Annotated in this window: 16 protein-coding genes and 1 pseudogene; 6 read left to right on the top strand and 11 right to left on the bottom strand. The window is 60.5% G+C overall.

Annotated elements, in window-relative coordinates:
* Nucleotides 1–129: 129 nt before the first annotated feature.
* Nucleotides 130–408, top strand: a pseudogene (locus AC559A_RS04785) (DUF2357 domain-containing protein); the annotation flags it as partial.
* The gene (locus tag AC559A_RS04780; RefSeq protein WP_498816538.1) at nucleotides 382–1,092 is read left to right on the top strand and encodes a nuclease domain-containing protein; all 711 of its coding nucleotides are present in this window, start codon (nucleotides 382–384) and stop codon (nucleotides 1,090–1,092) included. The pseudogene AC559A_RS04785 and the gene AC559A_RS04780, both read left to right, overlap by 27 nt.
* A gap of 78 nt (nucleotides 1,093–1,170) precedes the next feature.
* On the opposite strand, the gene AC559A_RS04775 is transcribed toward AC559A_RS04780, so the two are convergent.
* Nucleotides 1,171–1,875 carry a hypothetical protein gene (locus AC559A_RS04775; RefSeq protein ID WP_498816534.1) on the bottom strand — a complete coding sequence of 235 codons (705 nt, stop codon included), beginning with the start codon at nucleotides 1,873–1,875 and terminating at the stop codon, nucleotides 1,171–1,173.
* Nucleotides 1,876–1,910: 35 nt separating this feature from the next.
* Nucleotides 1,911–2,414 carry a hypothetical protein gene (locus AC559A_RS04770; RefSeq protein WP_498816533.1) on the bottom strand — a complete coding sequence of 168 codons (504 nt, stop codon included), beginning with the start codon at nucleotides 2,412–2,414 and terminating at the stop codon, nucleotides 1,911–1,913.
* A 371-nt stretch (nucleotides 2,415–2,785) separates the two neighbouring features.
* On the opposite strand from AC559A_RS04770, the gene AC559A_RS04765 reads away from it, so the two are divergent.
* Nucleotides 2,786–4,984: an AAA family ATPase gene (locus tag AC559A_RS04765; protein WP_498816531.1), complete on the top strand. Its 2,199-nt coding sequence runs from the start codon at nucleotides 2,786–2,788 to the stop codon at nucleotides 4,982–4,984.
* A gap of 40 nt (nucleotides 4,985–5,024) precedes the next feature.
* Here the strand turns inward: AC559A_RS04765 and AC559A_RS04760 are convergent, their stop codons facing one another.
* A complete protein-coding gene (locus AC559A_RS04760; RefSeq protein WP_498816529.1) occupies nucleotides 5,025–6,074 on the bottom strand; it encodes a helix-turn-helix transcriptional regulator in 1,050 nt (349 codons plus the stop codon).
* Nucleotides 6,075–6,214: 140 nt separating this feature from the next.
* Here AC559A_RS04760 and AC559A_RS04755 point away from each other — a divergent pair, with 140 nt between their 5' ends.
* From AC559A_RS04755 to AC559A_RS04745, 3 genes are all read left to right on the top strand, one after another.
* A complete protein-coding gene (locus AC559A_RS04755) occupies nucleotides 6,215–7,186 on the top strand; it encodes a hypothetical protein (RefSeq protein ID WP_498816527.1) in 972 nt (323 codons plus the stop codon).
* Nucleotides 7,187–7,256: 70 nt separating this feature from the next.
* Complete coding sequence (locus tag AC559A_RS04750; protein WP_498816526.1) at nucleotides 7,257–8,045, top strand: ADP-ribosylglycohydrolase family protein; 789 nt, start codon at nucleotides 7,257–7,259, stop codon at nucleotides 8,043–8,045.
* 226 nt (nucleotides 8,046–8,271) lie between these two features.
* A complete protein-coding gene (locus AC559A_RS04745) occupies nucleotides 8,272–9,486 on the top strand; it encodes a PcfJ domain-containing protein (RefSeq protein WP_498816524.1) in 1,215 nt (404 codons plus the stop codon).
* Between the two features lie 159 nt (nucleotides 9,487–9,645).
* Here the strand turns inward: AC559A_RS04745 and minE are convergent, their stop codons facing one another.
* The 8 genes from minE to AC559A_RS04705 all read right to left on the bottom strand — a co-directional run bounded on the left by minE (nucleotide 9,646) and on the right by AC559A_RS04705 (nucleotide 17,703).
* Nucleotides 9,646–9,900 (bottom strand): cell division topological specificity factor MinE, encoded by a 255-nt coding sequence (minE, locus tag AC559A_RS04740; RefSeq protein ID WP_028572806.1) that lies wholly within the window; start codon nucleotides 9,898–9,900, stop codon nucleotides 9,646–9,648.
* 1 nt (nucleotide 9,901) lies between these two features.
* Nucleotides 9,902–10,708, bottom strand: coding sequence for a septum site-determining protein MinD (minD, locus tag AC559A_RS04735; RefSeq protein ID WP_028572805.1), 807 nt, complete (start codon nucleotides 10,706–10,708; stop codon nucleotides 9,902–9,904).
* Between the two features lie 66 nt (nucleotides 10,709–10,774).
* Nucleotides 10,775–11,458: a septum site-determining protein MinC gene (minC, locus tag AC559A_RS04730; RefSeq protein WP_028572804.1), complete on the bottom strand. Its 684-nt coding sequence runs from the start codon at nucleotides 11,456–11,458 to the stop codon at nucleotides 10,775–10,777.
* A gap of 168 nt (nucleotides 11,459–11,626) precedes the next feature.
* Nucleotides 11,627–12,388 (bottom strand): nickel pincer cofactor biosynthesis protein LarB, encoded by a 762-nt coding sequence (gene larB, locus AC559A_RS04725; protein WP_498816523.1) that lies wholly within the window; start codon nucleotides 12,386–12,388, stop codon nucleotides 11,627–11,629.
* Between the two features lie 64 nt (nucleotides 12,389–12,452).
* Nucleotides 12,453–14,069 carry an amidohydrolase gene (locus AC559A_RS04720; protein ID WP_498816522.1) on the bottom strand — a complete coding sequence of 539 codons (1,617 nt, stop codon included), beginning with the start codon at nucleotides 14,067–14,069 and terminating at the stop codon, nucleotides 12,453–12,455.
* 195 nt (nucleotides 14,070–14,264) lie between these two features.
* Nucleotides 14,265–15,359, bottom strand: a complete 1,095-nt coding sequence (locus AC559A_RS04715; RefSeq protein ID WP_498816521.1) for a proline racemase family protein — start codon at nucleotides 15,357–15,359, stop codon at nucleotides 14,265–14,267.
* 8 nt (nucleotides 15,360–15,367) lie between these two features.
* The gene (locus AC559A_RS04710) at nucleotides 15,368–16,483 is read right to left on the bottom strand and encodes an ABC transporter ATP-binding protein (RefSeq protein ID WP_035261815.1); all 1,116 of its coding nucleotides are present in this window, start codon (nucleotides 16,481–16,483) and stop codon (nucleotides 15,368–15,370) included.
* A gap of 74 nt (nucleotides 16,484–16,557) precedes the next feature.
* A complete protein-coding gene (locus AC559A_RS04705; protein WP_498816519.1) occupies nucleotides 16,558–17,703 on the bottom strand; it encodes an extracellular solute-binding protein in 1,146 nt (381 codons plus the stop codon).
* Nucleotides 17,704–17,731 lie beyond the last annotated feature (28 nt).

Raw genomic sequence — 17,731 nt, 5'->3', positions numbered from 1 at the left:
AAGCCTTTCAAGTCGTTACATGGCAAAAACTCCTATTAATCCATTAATTTCAAACAAATACATGTCTTGGCAATGACAATGTTGGGACACTAGTGGCATCGCGTATCTAATCAGTGGTTTTTTCCCCGTGAACTGGCAATCCAAGAAATTCAACAGACTTTTGACACCCCGGAAAACCGCTTCGTCAAGCATTTCCTGCTCATGTTGAGGCACAAGATCAAGGTGTTTCAGAATACCCTCAGAGCGGAATCCAGATGGACGCTGAACCAGGATCTGGCTGAGGATCTGGAGAAGCTGGAACACGGTCTGAGACGTTTTGCCCAGGCCGGTCTGTGGCGCGACGTCGGGCAGATGCGCTTTTTACCGGCATCATCACAGATCTTGCAACGCCGAGAAGGCTATCGTGAACTGTTCAGGCTCAATGCCCTGCTCACCCTGCGTACCCAATGCAACTTCGACTTGCCGGATTTTGCCTGCATCCTGGAAACCAAAGACACACCAACCCTTTACGAGTACTGGGCCTTTTTTGTGATCAAAGACCTGCTCGACAAGCGTTTTGATATGCGAAGCCATGACATTGTTTACTACGAAGTTTCTGACCCTAAAGAACGTAAGATTTTATTTGGACGGGTTCTCAGCTACAAGGAAGATGTACGGTTATATTTCAACCGCACTTTTTCTGCTCGCCTCGAGAGCTATTCCCATGACCTGCGACCAGACATCGTCATCGAGCAAGGCCATCGCCGCTTGATTCTTGACGCCAAGTTCAAAGGGTCAAGGCCCGAGGAGAGTTTTAACGGGGGCGAGGAAAAAATAAAGGGGACAATCGAAAGCTGGCGCAAAGAAGACATCGACAAGATGCACGCCTACCGGGACGCCATTGTCGATGTGCAGGGCGCTTTTATCCTTTTCCCGGGCACGGAAACGGAAAACAAACTTTTTCTACCAAGAGACAAAGTGAATTCGTTTCCCGGTGTAGGGGCGCTGGCTTTGCGGCCCGGGACCGATGCGAATGCTGACCCTGAAGGTATCGAGGTTGTTGCAAAGTGGTTGAATGCATTCCTTGACGCGGCGCAACCTGGCGCGGGATAGTGTAGTGTTTTGCCGGAGGGGTTGCGAGATTGCCGACCCTCGCCGTGCCTCATGGCTCACCAAATCCATCCATGCCCATCACCCTCCTACCACGCGAAAATCCTCCCGCGTGATCCCGAAAGCCGTCGGGCACATTAGCCAGTGGACGGGTTGGAGGAGTTCCTCGTCTTTGGCGCCAACCCTGCCTCTGTCCGCGAACCAGACTCCCAGGGCATAGGCGTACCGCTCCCAGCGGCCCTCGATGCAGTTGCCGTCCTGGGTCGGCGGCTTTGCTCCGCGTCTTTTCATCTCCTTTACGCCCAGGATCAATTCCAGCGCCGTGTCTCCCTTGCGCTCATCGTCCCACCAGGAGCGCCATGAGTCGTGATCATCCTGCGATGGCTCGACAGAATCCGGAATTTCGAGTTTGCCGTATCGCTTGACGATATGGCTGTGGAAGGTGCCGAGCAGGTCGAGGCCGGGAAAGGGGGCGAGCACGGTCATGATCCTTTCCTCGGATCGCGTGCTGGGCATGACTTCAGCGTGGTTGCGGCGTTCCACGCGCTGGCAGGGTACGACGAATTCGATGCGGAGTACGGGGCGACGGCCCTGCATGGCCTGGGTTCCGAAAAGATAGCCGAAGCACTCGCCGGGGTCGTCATTGGTGATCCTTGGGCGCTTGGGTCGCGGCCTCCGGTTGCGCGGGTCCGGATACAGCTCCACGCCCGAGACGAGAAGCTGGAGAAAGGCGTTTTCCGTGATGGACACGATGGGCGCAGGCGTGACCGGGGTTTTGGCGTGCATGGTTTCCTCCTGTTGCAATTCGCTGGTTTGGGCGATCAATTCGCGTTTTCCTTAGCCGCGACTTCCTGTTTCAGACGTTTGATGAAGGCCCGGACAAAATCCACGAAACCGCGCTGAATTTCCATGCGCTGGTCAATGTCAAAATGTTTGCCGCTGTCCTTGTTCCGAACGGCTTCGAGATCGAGGAACCTTCCGACATCGGTGTTCTTGATGCTGACATGGCAGTACTTTGAGAGAGCCTTGTTTTCCGCCTTGAAATCCAAAAGATCCGTGTAAAGCATGTTGGCCAGCTTGACGGTCGCAAGCTCGAAACGAATGTAGGGATTGAAAAGGACGGTGTAGGCGTGGCCGGAGCAGCAGTATTTTGTCGGCAGGCCCAGCTTGTAAAAATCGACCACGATATCCACGAGCTGGTCATCCACTGCAATCAACTCGGGATGCCCGCACTCCGCGTTGGGACAGTTGTAAATTCCATCCTCGTGACTTTTCAGAAAAACCGTTTGGTACACCCCCAGGCATTTTTCACACATTCTGACCATGCGATCCCCCTTTGTTGCAAGGTTTCCAGGACAATCCCGGTTACGCCCGCCTGCTGTCGGCCTTGATGACGGCGCGAAGGGTAACCATACCTTGGACATGTCCTGGTTTTGGCCGCACTTGGGGAGTGTTTTTCTTTGGTCTCGAAGAGAATCGAGAATGCGTTGTTCACGAAAGTTTCGCCTGGATGCGATTTTGAGCAGACAGCGGCTCCTTGAACTGAGTTTCACGTCGATTCCAATTTCCTTTCCTTATGCGGCCAAAAACGCCACACGTTTGTGGCAGGATCATGGGCATGAACGGCGCATGATCCGGCGGCGGTCGCGTGGACAGGGGCCGGGTGCGTCATGGACCGGACAAGGAGGGGATGGTGATGCGAAGACGAAGGGCGTGTCTGAACGTGAACGCGGTCATGGGTGATTTGGACAGCAACGACCGGTTCGTCCTGGGCCAGGGGGCCGCGTATCTGATGGGGGTGTTGCGCAATCGGCCCATGGCTGACGTGGAAACACTGGAGTTCGCCTTCTGGACCCTGGGCAACAGCCTGGACGAATTCCTGGTTGAACTGAAAAATCTCCTGCCGGAGAAGCGCCGGGACCGGCTCCAGGAAGATCTGGACGAGTGCGGGGACCTGGACGATCTGGCCCTGGTCGTGGTCCGGCTGGTCAAGGCCAATTCCCGCCTTGCGGCCAAGGCCCTGCGCCTGCTGCACCGCTTTCTAGAGCGCGTAAGGGACGGGTTGGATCAGGGGGAGAAATCAGAGCTGTACAAGAACGCCAAAGGGTTCCAGGCGATGTTCGCCTTGAGCGACGACGAGCTGGCCCTGTGCATGCTTTGTTTCCTGACGGAAAACTGGGAGATGTTCAGGAACTATTTCGGGAGCAGTCTGTCCATTTTCGAGTTTTCCGGACGCAAGTACCTGCTGGCGGCCCTGGGATTGACGCCCTCGGCCCTGGACGCGGCCATGAACGGCTGCCTCAAGCGCCTGGGCATCCTGGAGCGCAACTATCTGGGCGTGGAATTCAACTCGGATTTCATGTCCCTGTTCATCAACCCGAGCAGCCCGATTCTGGCGGACAGCCTGTACCGCAAGGCTGAAAATAGCACGCTGCCCCTGGACTACCACCAGGTCCCGGAAGACAGGATCAGGCTGATCCTGAATCTGCTGGACCAGTCCCGGGACAATCCGACCCATGTCCTGCTCTACGGCCCGGCCGGAACGGGCAAGACCAGCCTGGCCCGTTCTTTGGCCGAGTCCCTGAAGGACCCTGTCTACGAAATCCTGCACGATGAGGACAACAGAACCGCCAAACGCAGGGCCGCGGTGACCACCTGCCTGAACATGACCAATTCCGGCCGTGGCTCGGTACTGATCATCGACGAGGCGGACAAGCTGCTGAACACCTCCCGTGGTTATTTCTTCAGCGGCGAGACCCAGGACAAGGGCTGGCTGAACAGCTTCATGGAGCAGCCCGGGGTGCGGGCCATCTGGATCGTCAACCGGCACGACGAGATCGAGGAGTCCGTGCTGCGCCGCTTTTCCTTCAGCCTGCACATGCCCAGGTTTTCCAGGATCAAGCGCATCCGGATGTGGGACACCGTGCTGCGACGCAACCGGGTCCTGACGTGCAAGCCGGCTGCCGTGCACCAATTGGCCGAGGAATACGAGGTCAGCGCCGGGGTGGCGGACATGGCCGTGAAACAGGCAAAAAAATGCAGACGCACCGGGGGCGGCCGGACCTCCATCCTGGAGCAGACGCGCATGGTTCTCAACGCCCACCTCCAACTGGAAAACCACGGCGTTCCCCCTCGCCGCCAAGGCCGGCTGGACCCGGCATTCTCTCTGGAAGGGCTGAACATCCAGGGCGACATACACGAGACCCTGAGCCAACTGCACCGGCTCAACCGGCTGCTTGCACAGGGCCAGGACGGCCCCGGTCGGCAATTCAACCTGCTTTTCTACGGCCCGCCCGGGACCGGGAAAAGCGAGCTGGCCAGGTACATGGCCCGGGAACTGGACCGGGATTTGATGATCAGGCGGGCCAGCGACCTCCTGGACCCCTTTGTGGGCATGACAGAGCGAAAAATTGCCGGGATGTTTGCCGAGGCCGAGCAGCGCGAAGCCGTACTGGTGGTGGACGAGGCGGATTCGTTCATCTTTGGCCGGGAAATGGCCGTGCGGTCCTGGGAGACCACCCAGGTTAACGAGTTTTTGACCCAGATGGAGGCGTTCCGGGGCGTTTTGATCTGCACCACCAACGATTTCAAGGGACTGGACACAGCCTCGGTGCGCAGGTTCAACCGGAAATTCCATTTTGACTTCTTGAACGCCGCGGGCGTGCGCAGCTTTTATGACCGAATGCTGGCCCCCCTGGCTGACGGGCAGTTGGCCGAGCATCAGGATCAGCGTCTGGCCCGGCTCAGCCGCCTTGCGCCTGGCGATTTTAAGAACGTCAGGGACCGCTTCGCCCTGGCCGACTCCCGGCCTGACCATGAAAACCTGGTGGCCGGTTTGGAGGAAGAGGAAGGGATCAAGAAGAGCCAGGCTGGCGGCAATGGAATCGGGTTCTGACAGGGTCCCGGGCGCGAGCTCGGGACCACCTTTTCGTGAATCAGGCCTTGAGGTTACTTGCGGTCTGCTGCTGATCTGGTTCGGAGCTGATCGGGCGACCATGCTCATGCCGTTCCAGGGCGCGGCGCAGATCCTTCATGACCTCCTGCCGCAGATCCTCCGGCTCCAGAACCACGGCCCCTGGTCCGATGCCCATGACCCAGCGTTTGACGTCGTATCTTCCGGATGTCTTAAGGTGCAGGATGACTGATCCGTCTTTCAAGTGCTCGATGCGCTGCTGGGCAAAGAAAGGCCGTTCCAATGCGTAGCGGACCTCTCCCCTGCTCAGCCAGATTTTCGCCTCCACCGGATCGTTGAAGGTAATGCTGAAGGCGTTTTCCAGCATTGCCTGGGGATCGAAGTCATCCGGCCATTCGAACCCCCTGCTGGTCATTTTCAGATCCTGAATGCGCTCTACGGCCAGAACGCAGACGTCCTCATACTTGGGCACCAGGACGAAGAGGTACAGTCCGCCTTCGTATTCAAAAAAGTGCAGAGGGTGTATAGGATAGCGTTTTTGTCCCCGACTGCTGAAGGCATGATACTCCACCTCGCAGACGCGTTGCTTGAGCATGGCCTGGACGAGGCTTTCGATGATTTCCTCCTTGCCCGAGAGATCCTTGGAGAACTTGGCCACCGGAGTGAACAGGGCCTGGAGACGGTCCAGGTTTTCGGCAACCTTGTCCGGCAGCAGCCTGCCGATCTTCCTGTAGGCCCTGCTGACCTGCTTTTCCAGGACGGTGTTTCTGTAGATCGTGGATTCTCCCTTGAGCAGGTGCAAGGCCAGGACCTCCTCGAAGGTCAGGTTGAGTTCGGGCAGGGAAATGTTGGGCAGTTTGCGCAGGTATCCGGACTCGAACTTCCAGCATACTTCCCTGCCGTTGCGCTCTTCGTAAAGCGGGAACTCGATGGCTTCCAGGGTTTTCAGAGTCCGGTAGACGGATTTGCGGTCCACCCCCAGGTGTTTGCTCAGCTCGCGATTGGTGGCCCCGCTGCTTCGGGCAATCAACTCAACAGCCCTGAATAACTTTATTATTTGCTTGTCGCGCATGGTTTCGCTCCAGTGGTATCGAATATGCGGCCAAAAACGCCCCTCTTGAATGATATGTGAATGGTCGGTCTTCAGATTTTTTAGCCTGTGTGTATGGTTACGTCAAAAACTACCAAGGAAACAGCCAAGGAAGGACATCTATGTGCGGATACTGTGTGGAAAATGCGGCCCTGGGCTTGATTGAGAAGGAAATAGTCAAAAACAAACCGTTGGATGAAGATGATCTGCACGGGCTTGTCCTTGAGCCATTCACCCAGGAGAGCCGCTATGCCTTGCACAATGCCCAGTTGGGCCAGTCTTTCGAAATGCTTCCGGAGGTTTTGCACATATTGCATTGCTTGGCATTAGGGGAGTTGGGGGGCGCATCGGGAACCGAACATGGAGACAGTCTTGTCAAGGCCGCGCTGGCAAAGCACTTTCACGACTATCGGCATATGCTCTCCACCAAATTTCCCGGCCATGTCGAGCTGCTTTGTCTCCTGCCTCATCCGGAGTGGGCCATGTTATATGGACAGGAAATGCTGTTCAGCCAAGCAAAGCGACAGACGTTCTTGTCTGGTCCCCTCCTGCCGGGACAGTGCTCGGGGTTGCTCAATGCATATCATGACTGGTGGCTACAGGGGAACGGTCTGTGTCGAAATGATCAGGACCAACTCCTGAGAGACACTGGTGTGTACGACCCCATCCCGGACATCACGGACCAGGAGCGGGACAGACTGGATATGCTGTTCCCCGCCCTGTTTTTTGCCGTCAGTTTCCTGGCACAAAGCCCAAAAAGCCTGGATAGTATCCGGCGCATTGCCCTGAACGAGCCTTCAGCTACACCTCTGTTCAACGGTCTGGATCTGTGGCTGCGCCGGAAGGCTCTGATTTTTGCGATCCGGAACGACGGCCCTGGCTTTCTCCTGGATAACCTGAGTCGGGATTTCAGTCCGGTACTGATTCGCTACGCTTTCATGAGGCTGGGACCGGTGCGCGCCATCAAAACTCAACTTGTGGATCGCTTACAATCAATGATCCGCACGGGTGAACAGCGCTCTGAGTTTGATGATCAAGCCCAGCTTTGCATGGACATGATTTCTTCGTGGCCGTCTTTGACCAAGTATCAGTAGGACATTATCCAAAACGCCATATCGTGCGCTGCGTGGCAGCAGCGCATTTGAAACACAGGAAATAGTGAACATGGGATTTCTTGCGGATCGAGTCATAGGCCTGCTCCTTGGATTGGCCGTTGGGGACAGAAACCGTGGTCCCACGGCAATGGCCCTGCATCTGGCGGAAAGCCTGCTGGAGCGCAACGGGTATGACGCGGATGATATTGGTGCCAGGTATCTGCAGTGGTGGCGGGAAGGGGCTTACGACACCGGCCCCACTGCGGCGGGCGTACTGTCCCTGGTCAACGCCGGGCAGACCTGGGAACAGGCCGCTAGGAATGCGGATCATGCCTTGGGCGGACCTGCAGGGTGCAACCCGGCCCACCGTTGCGCACCCTTGGCTATCTGTCATCAGATTATGGATTCCGAATTGAGTGAGGTCGCTTTCCGGGAAGCTCGCCTGACCCACCTGCACCCTCTTTCCGGCGACGTAGCCGCAGCCATGTCCTGCCTGTGCCGAGAATTAGTCAAGGGAGTCTCCTGGCCAAATGCCTTGGCCCTTGCTGCACAGGACCGCCTGGAAGCTACCCAGCGGGCTTTGCGGACTGGTACGCCTGAGAAACTTTCCCGGAGCGGATTTGCTCCTGACGTACTTCATGCGGCGATTCACTTCGTGGACACGTCCACAACCTTGCCTTTGGCCCTGACCCGGTCCATCGCATTCGCCGGACCGGCCAATTATTGCCCGGTTTTGGCCGGCGCAATTGCCGGGGCGCGATGGGGATGCGCAGGAATAAGTGAAGCTGACCTTCAACACCACGGCAACCTCCTTTCGCGACTGAGAAGCATTGCCCTGGAGTTTGCGGAACGCATCTGAAGCAGTCACCCCCTCCGGTTTCTGCTGGCGATCATCTTTGTATCGCCCGGGCAACAGGATCGACTGGTGGAGATCATCAGCGACGTTGCCAGCCCGCTCTCGAAGTTCTCGGAGGAACGGTTTTTTCTGGTTGATGTCGGGTACCTGGATCAGCATGTCGCGCTGCTGCTCTTCGCCTGAATGCGAGGATGGAGAGCGGAATGCCAAGGGAAAGCGAGAATACGCCATGAACGCGGGATTTCGTCCCCCGGACAAGGGGACCGTCTTCAAGCCGGAGGCGGGCAAACTTTATCAGTTCAATCCAGGCAGCATCGCGGTTCTACGAGCCTGGCCCAAGCCCCTGGCCTGGAAAAAGACCCGTCGCCGACCTGGGTGGGTTCATTTTCGACCGGCCATCTCCTTTGCCCGCCCAGGCGGGGATAGTCCCCAAACGGACAACGCAGCCGAGGTGATATGCCCATTCTACCGCTTCTCTGAAACCATCCCGGAGCAGATCAGGGCGGCTGTCACGCGCTTCCCCAAACGCCAATGGCACATGCTCTCCTTCCTGGCCCGATGCGGCAATGCGGCCAGGGACCTGACCGCCGCGAATCCGGCCCTGGCCTTTGCCCTGGCGTCCAACTGGGTCTTCCATGCCCCGGCGGTGCAGCGCCCGATGCGTTCCGCCCGGACCCTTGCAACCAAAAAACAGCGATACATCCTTGCCTGGCTTGGTTTTCCCGGCAGCGAGTCGGCCCGGAAAGTATTGATCAAGGTGCGATGCTCCGCGTTGACCATCCCGGCCATGCTCTATCTCCGCCAGGCCCTGTCCGATCCCGTGTCTCAAAAACTAATGGCCCATGCGCCGTCCATCAACCCCGGCGTCCTGCGGATGGTCACGGATCAACACTTGCTGCCGTACGTAACGCTCACGCTGCTGGAAGACGTCTCCAACCAGCCCATGGAAGAGCATTACCCCGTCGCGGCCTACCTGCTCAGGGACATTCTGTGCATGCTTGAGGAACTGCCCGTCGCCTTCCGGCTTGCGCCAATGCGCTCGCTGGCTGTCTTGCGCAATGTCCACGACAACCTTGTCGGCGACCTGAACGATCCGCGTCGCTCTTCAAGGCACATGGTGTTTCCCGAGCCGCCCCTGCCCGGCAACGACTCAATCATTCCCATCACAACCAGGGCCGAACTCGCCGAGGAAGGCCGCCACCAGCACAACTGCGTTGCGTGCTACTCCCGGCGTGTCCAAAACGGGCAAGCCTACATCTACCGCGTCCTGCATCCGGAACGATGCACCGTGGCGCTCACCCGCAAAGGGGACACATGGATGGTTTCCGAAGTGAAGCGGGACAAGAACATGCTTCCGTCGTCAGAGAGCGTGCGGGCCGTGGCCAGGTGGTTCGCGGCGAAAAACGACAATGTCGGCGAGAATGAAGACCTTGTGCCATTCTGATCCGTCATGTCATCCACAGGCCCCAGGTATACGCTTTCGGCATCCTGGTCCTGTTTTGGATGAAAACGAACCTGGCTCCATAGTGAGCAGGAAGCGAAAGCCTGGAATCGCTAACCAAGGCAAGTGTCCAGGTCAGGCGACGCAAAAGGGTTCACCAAGCTATGACTTGCTGTCCGGCAAGGTGACGTTGAACTCCAGGACTTCGCAGTCCCCGTCGCGGTTCACGTCCACGTTGATGTGTTCCAGTTCCACATGGACGTACTTCTGGACCACGAGCAGGATTTCCTGGCGCAGTCTGGGCAGGAAATCATAGCCAGAGTTCTGGGCGCGTTCGTGGGCGACGATGATCTGCAGGCGGTTCTTGGCGACCTGGGCCGTGGACTTCTTGGACCGAAAATAGCTGAAAATACCCATCTCAACCCCCCAGCAACCGCGAGAAGAATCCCTTCTTGACCGGCTGGATGAAGCGGTGAGCGACGTCTTCCCCGAGCAGCCTGGAGACCGCGTCGGCATAGGCCTGTCCGGCGTCGCTGGCTTCGTCCAGGATAACGGGTTCACCGGAGTTGGATGCGGTCAGGACGGACTTGGATTCCGGGATGACCCCGAGCAGGGGAATGGCCAGGATTTCCTGAACGTCCTCCACGCTGAGCATGTCCCCGCGTTGGACGCGTTCGGGGTCGTAACGGGTCAGCAGCAGGTGTTCCTTGATCACTTCGCCGTTCTTGGCCTTGACGGTCTTGCTTTGCAACAGTCCCAGAATACGGTCTGAATCGCGCACCGAGGATACTTCGGGGTTGGTGACCACGATGGCCTCGTCCGCGAAATGCATGGCCATCAGGGCGCCGTGTTCGATTCCGGCCGGGGAGTCGCAGATGATGAAGTCGAAGCGCGAATTCAGGTCCTCCAGAACCTTGGCCACCCCGTCCTGGTGCAGGGCTTCCTTGTCCTTGGTCTGGGAGGCCGGCAGGATATAGAGGTTTTCCACGCGCTTGTCGCGGATCAGGGCCTGGTTCAACGTGGCGTCGCCCTGGATGACGTTCACGAAGTCATAGACCACCCGCCGCTCGCAGCCCATGATCAGATCCAGGTTGCGCAGGCCGACGTCGAAATCCAGGACGGCGGTTTGAAAACCACGCCGTGCCAGGCCGGTGGCCAGCGATGCGCTGGAGGTGGTTTTGCCGACTCCTCCCTTTCCGGACGTGACAACGATAATTTTTCCCACGGTTCCTCCTGATCAAGAACGCTGTTCAGGGTGTTGAATGTGTTTCGAGTCTTGGCGGCGGACGGATCAGATCGCCTCGACCAGCAATTGATGTCCGACCAGTCTGACCTGAACCTGTCGGCCGAGCAGGTCCTCGGGCAGGTCTTCGCTGACCTGATAAAATCCGGCCACGGAAATCAAATCCGCGCGCAGTTCCTTGCAAAAGATACGCGCGTTTTCATTGCCCATTACCCCGGCCAGGGCCCGTCCGCGCAACGGAGCGTAGATGTGGACGTTGCCGTCGGCGATGACTTCGGCCCCCGGCCCGACCGGGGCCAGGACGATCAGGTCGCGGCCCTTGGCATAGATTTGCTGTCCGGACCGGACCGGTTTTTCCACCAGCATGGCCTGCTTCTCCTGGGACGGGCAGGCGGGCTGTTCCGTCTGCACTGGCGAAGAGGCTTGTTTCCCGGCGGGGAAAACCCCCAGGTACAGGGTCGGGGCAAGGCGCTCCTGATATTCGTTCCCGCCCTGGATGCCCACGGGCGTCAGCCCTTTTTCGCGCAAGGTCCGGACCAGGGCCTGCAAATTGATGCTTTCGCGTAACTCCCCCAGCCCGCTCAGATCCACGATGACGGCCATGTTGCGAAAGAACTCCGGCGTCCGGCTCAGACGGCTGTCCACGTCGGCGGTCAGTTCTTCCAGGTTCGGCGTCAAGGGGCGAAACAGCGTGCACGGGGCGACTTTGCCCCGGATCTCAAAAGCCGACACCCGTCTGTCTCCGACGCATGCCGGTGAGATTTCCAGTCAGGCGTGAGGGCGGTTGAAAGGGGCGCGGGTCGTGCTTGGTCATGGCGGCAAGGTTTACAGCGGGATGCGTTTGAAGACAAGTCCAGAGGGAGGCACGTGGGGAGTCGGGACTATATGACGGTCGCGACCCTACTGGGCCAGGATTTTCGCGGCCATGCAGGCGGCCCCGTACCCGTTGTCGATGTTCAGGACGGCGATGCCCGGGGCGCAGGAGTTGAGCATGGCCATCAGCGCGGCCAGACCCTGGAAGCTTGCCCCGTAGCCCACGGAGGTGGGCACGGCGAGGATCGGCTTTCCGGTCAGTCCGGCCAGCACGCTGGGCAGGGCCCCCTCCATGCCGGCGACCACGATCAGCAGTTTGGCCTGGAACAGGGCCTCCATGTGCGGTTGCAGGCGGTGCAGTCCGGCCACGCCCACGTCGCTGATGAGTCCCGTGTCCAGCCCCAGAAACGCGGCCGTGCCGAAGGCTTCCAGGGCCACGGGAATATCCGCGGCCCCGGCGCAGGCCACGACCACCCTGCCCTGATTCGGCCAGGGCTCGTTTACGGGGAGTTCCGCGCCCAGGCTGAAAAGCCGGGCCCGGGGCCAGTACACGCCCTGCGGGTAGGCCGCGCACAGCGCTTCGGACTGTTCCCGATTCACCCTGGTGGCCAGCACCGGCTGCCCGGAAGCGGCCAAGCCGCCCACGGCCTTGACCATCTGTTCGGGGTCCTTGCCCTGACCGAAAACCGTTTCTCCGTGGCCCGTGCGCAAGGCTCGGTGGGTGTCCAGGTTCACGCCGCACCCAACCTCCAAAAAAGGGGCGTAGCGCAGGCGTTCCAGGGCCTTGTCCGGCGTGGTCCTTCCCTGGGCCACGTCGTCCAGCAGGCGGTGCATCTCGCTCTTTATCATGATGATCCTCTCGCATTTCTCTCGCCGGGCGTCTGCATCAGCAAGGTCAGCCGAGGAGGGGGCATTACTCGTGGACGATGCGGCCGTTGAAGACGGTCATGGCCACCGGGATGGCGGCGATGTCGGCGGGGTCGCAAGTATAGATGTCCCGGTCCAGGACCACAAGGTCCGCGGCCGCGCCGGGTTTGATCGCGCCGTGTCGGTGGGCGAGGTTGTAGGCCCTGGCCGGGGAACTGGTGTAGGCGGCCACGGCCTGGTCCAGGCTGATTTTCAACTCCGGATGCCACCCGCCCTCGGGCGTCCCGTCGGCCCGGGCCCGGGTTACGGCGGCCTGGATGCCCACCAGGGGGTTGGGGTCGCAGACCGGGCAGTCCGAGCTGAACAGGAGGCACAGCCCGGCGTCCAGCATGGAGCGGAAGGCGTAGGCGTTGCGTCCGACGTCTCCGGCGCACTGGTTGATCATGTTGATGTCCAGGATCATGTTCGGCGGCTGGGCCGTGACCGGCATGTTCAGGGCCGCCAGGCGGCGGATGTCCTCCTCCCGGAGCACCTGGACGTGCTCGATGCGGTGCTCCAGGGCCAGGGGCATGGCCGAGGGGGGGCGGCGGCGCTGAACTTCCTCGAAAACGCTCACCAGCTCATGCCCGGCCCGGTCTCCGATGGCGTGGACCATCACGGCCAGCCCGGCCTCTTCGGCCAGGAGGACCTCCTGAAGCATTTCCTCGGGCGGGATCAGGCACAGCCCGGTGTTTCCGGTGTCCGTGTACGGCTCCAGCATCCAGGCCGTTCGGGCGCCCATGCCGCCGTCCATAAAATACTTCAGGTGGCCCAATCGCAAGTATTCGTCCCCCAGCCCGGTGCGCAGGCCGATTTCCGCGGCCGCGGCCCGGTTCTCCCCGGGCAGGCTGGTCCAGCAGCGCAGTTGCAGCCGCTTCTCCTGGCGCAGGGCCTGCCAGACCCGGAAGGTCAGCGCGGACTCGGAGATGTTCCCGGCCAGGCGCACGTCGTGCACCCCGGTGATGCCCAGGGCGTGTAGCCCGGCCTGGGCTCGGTCCATGATCTCCCGCGTGTGGGCGAAGGTGGGTTCAGGGATGGCCCGTTTGACGCAGTTCACGGCCTCCTCGCGCAGGATGCCGGTCAGGCGGCCCTGCTGGTCCCGCTCGATCAACCCCGCATGCCGGTCCGCCACCGCCTCGTCCACCCCGGCCAGTTCCAGGGCCTTGGAGCTGGCCACGGCCAGGTGCAGATCGCAGCGCCAGATCAACACGGGCCGATCCGGACAGGCCTGGTCCAGGTCCCCGCGCAAGGGCAGGCGGTTTTCCGGCCAGTCGGATTCATTGAAGCCCTGTCCCTGGATCCAGTAGCTTTCCCCGGGGCGCTCGGCCAACTCTCGCAGGAGTTCCATGCAGTGGCCGAAGTTTCGGGCCTGGTCCAGGGCCGCGCCCTGTCGGCCCATGGCCCACTGGTAGTAATGAAAATGGGAATCCCAGAAGCCGGGCAGCACCAGCCGCCCCTCCAGGTCGATCCGGCGGGCCTTGGCAAAGGCCGGTTCGGGGTGCCTCCGTTCCGGAGAAACGGAAACAATTCGTCCGTTATGCAGGGCCAGGGAGGCGGCCCAGGGCATGGCCGGGTCCATGGTCCGTATCCGGGCGTTTTCCAGGATCAGATCAGGTTGGGTCATTGGTCCTCGCGAGGGGGTCATACCAATTCTGCTTCGGCAATGCGTTTTTCGCTCGAGAAAATGCTGTCGTCGGAGTCGGCGTCGGCATCGGTATCGGGATCGAATTAGAATCCTTGACGCACAAACAGTATCGATTCCGATTCCGATACCGATTCCGACACCGAAAAAGAAGATTTGGACTAGAAATGACATTATTCAAAGAAGATACCCCTCGGGAAAGGGGTCGCCAGGATCCAGGACGAATTCGTGCAGCCCGGTAAGGTGCGCGCTGCCGGTGAAGCGCACGGTGACCGCGGGATACTCCCCCACCGTTGTCTGTTCATGGATACACGCCGTGAACGCGGTCCGCAGCGGGCCGTGGTTCACGTACTCCGCGTCGTCCGTGAGCAGCCCCTTGTGGAACAGCAAAGTCAGTTTGGCCGTGGTCCCGGTGCCGCAGGGCGAGCGGTCCAGGTGGCTTTCGCCGTAAACCACGAAACCGTGCCCTTCGCGGCACCCAGTGTGCCGGTAAAACTCGGTCACGTCCACGGTGGCGACGTCCGGGCGCAGGGGGTGATGGACGCGGATTTGATCGTTGGCCAGCCGGATGACTTCCATGCCCAATTCGATGATCCGGCGCGGGGAGGCCGTGTCGATCTCCAGCCCCGGCTGATCCAGGTCCACCATGGCGAAGAAGCCGCCGACGCAGACCAGATCGACGCGCAGTCGTTCCAGACCGAAGAGCCGGGACGGGACGCCCAGGAACACGTTTTCGGCGAACACGAAGGCCGGGACCGAGGTCAGGGTCACGCTGGACACGCGGGACGTGTCCGTTGGGTCCAGTCGGGCCTCGACGTGCAGGGGACCTGAGGGCGTGTCCACGACGAGGGTCAGGGCAAGCGGATCTTCGGGGGCCGGCTGAATCCGAGTGTTGTCCGGGCCACTGCCAGGACCAAGCAGCCCCAGTTCCAGCATGGAGGTCACCGCGCCGATGGTGGCGTGGCCGCAGAGGTGGGGGTAGCGGCAGGCGTCCATGTAGATCAGGCCGAAGGCCGCGCCCGGCGAGACCGGCTCGGTCAGGGCCGCGGCCACCATGTCCCGGTGGCCGCGCGGCTCCCGGGTCAGGCGCAGCCGGAGGGGGTCCAGGTTATCCTGAAACCAGCGCCGCTTTTCAGCCATGGACCGTCCCGGGATTGGACCTGTTCCGGAGACGAGCAGGCGGGTGGCCTCGCCGCAGGTATGGGAGTCCACGGTCTGGACGCGGCGAGGGTGCCTGGCGAAGAAGACTCGGGCGACGTCTTCGGCTCGCAAGGGCAGGTTCATGAACCGATAGAGGGGGAAGACGCGGGAAGCAGGCCGCAGTGGTCCGGGGGAATGTGCACGTCCACTTTGCGGCCGATTTTCATGGGCTGCTGGTCGCCCAGGGTGACCACGTGCAACTCCAGACCGTTCTTCAGCTCCACGAAGTAGCTGACCTCGCCGCCCATGTAGCTGCGGTCCTTGATCTTCCCGGAAAAGTGGTTCGGCTGGTCCATGGCCTCGTCGTCCCCGGCCGGAACGATGTTCGGCTTTTGGGCTCGGATCACCAGTTCCACCCGGCTCTGGTCGGCCCAATCGCGACCGTTCTTGACCAGAAAGAGCGTCCCGTCGTCCAGGCGGACTTTATACAAGCCGTCTTCCCGGCCCAGGACCGTTGCCGGGAAAAAGGTGGACGTGCCCAGAAAGTCGGCCACGGTCCGGTTCACGGGATGGTTGTAGACCTCTTCCGGCGGGCCTTCCTGCTGCAAGACCCCGTCGTGCATGACCACGATCTTGTCCGACATGCTCAGAGCCTCGCGCTGGTCATGGGTCACGAAAATGGTGGTCACGCCGATCATCTGCTGGAGATTGTCGATCTCCCGGCGCATTTCCTCGCGCAAATTCTCGTCCAGGGCGGAAAGGGGCTCGTCCATGAGCAGGACGTCCGGCTCGATGACAATGGCCCTGGCCAGGGCGATGCGCTGCTGCTGGCCTCCGGAGAGCTGGGCCGGATGGCGCTTTTCCACGTCCGGCAGGCGGACCAGTTCCAGGGCCTGACGGACCTTTTCCCGAATTTCGTCCTTGGGCACGCTTCGATACTTCAGGCCAAAGGCCACGTTGTCGAAAATGGTCTTGTGCGGAAACAGGGCGTAGTTCTGGAAGATCATGCCCAGGTTGCGCCTGTGGATGGGCACCTCGTTGACCCGTCGGCCCTTGATGAAGATGTCTCCGCTGGTGGGATGCTCCAAACCGGCGATCATCCGCAAAATAGTGGTCTTGCCGCACCCCGAGGGCCCGAGCAGCGTCACCAGGGAGCCTTGCTCGATGTTCAGATCAATGGGTTTTACGGCCTGAACCTTGCCGAAATGTTTGGAAAGACCTTTGAGTTGAACAGCGTATTCTGGGGTGGTCGTCACGGTGGTCGCCTGTTTGGGTTGTGGTTAGGTGAAAGTGTAGGGTCGAACCCGCGGGTTCGACCCTACCGAATCCGTTAGCTCGTCGCTCGAATGCGATCCCAGCGTTCGGCCCATTCCATCTGGTTGCCGTTCCAGTACAGCGGATCGGCGAAGAGGTAACCGTCCAGTTTGCCGGTGGGGTCGAAGGCCGGCAGCTTTTGGATGCTCTCCGGCAGGTCCACCTTGGTGGGATCCAGGCTGGGCGGATACATCTGGCCTTCGGCTACGGCAATGGAGGCTTCCGGGGCGAGCATGAAGTCCAGCAGCTGCTGGGCCACGTCCAGGTCCGTGCCCTTCATCACGAAAATGCATTCCTGCCAGGAATAGCAGTTCTTCGGCGCCAGGAAGCCGATGGGATAGCCGTCGTTCTGCAGGTGGGCGATGCGCCCGGACCAGGCCACGGTGGCGTAGATTTCCTCACCGGCCAACAGGCTCATCAGTTCCGCGCCCGAGCCCCAGTACTTCTTGACCATGGGCACCTGGGCGCGCAGGGCGTCCCAGACCGCGTTCATGTCCTGGATGTCGTTGGGGTTCTGTCCGGTATGCAGGGCCGCGTACCAGATGTTCGTCCGCCAGTCGCCCCAGCTGCCCAGATTGCCGCGCACGCTTTCGTCCCAGAGCAGGGAAGCGCCCAGTTCCTCGGCCTTTTCCTTGGAAATGTACTTGGTATTGTAGGCGATGCCGGTCTGGCCCAGGTTGTAGGGCACGGCGGACAGAGCCTCCGGGGTGAGCTTGCGGTAGGGTGTGATCATGGATTCCATGACCAGGGCCAGATTCGGGATCTTGGACTCGTCCAGGGCGGAGTTGAACTCCAGCCCCACGTAGCGGGCATAGTCGAACACGCCGCTTAAGTGGGCCAGGTTGAACTCGCCGCCAGGGGGAAAGGAGGCGATGACCCGGGTCAGGTAGGTGTCCATGTCCCCGAACTCGCCGTCGATCACGCGCACGCCCGTGGCCTGGGTAAAGGGCTCGAAGGCATACTGGCGGAAGGCCTGGGAGGTGGTTCCGCCCCAGCCGTCGAAGCGGATGCTGCCCTGGGCCAGGGCCTGGCGCGCCAGACCGAACGGCCCGCCCACCAATCCCGCGGCCACGCCGGCCACGGCGCAGTACTTGACGAAGTCCCGCCGGGACAGATCCCCGGACACGTACCGTTCACGAACGTCATTGAGTTGTTTCTGCATGGTTCCCTCCAGGGGTTATGGGTTCGTG

Source organism: Desulfonatronum zhilinae (assembly GCF_900182865.1).
GTDB classification, from domain to species: Bacteria; Desulfobacterota; Desulfovibrionia; order Desulfovibrionales; family Desulfonatronaceae; genus Desulfonatronum; species Desulfonatronum lacustre.
The sequence above is the reverse complement of the archived record's forward strand: the minus strand, read 5'-3'. Positions and strand labels throughout refer to the sequence as shown.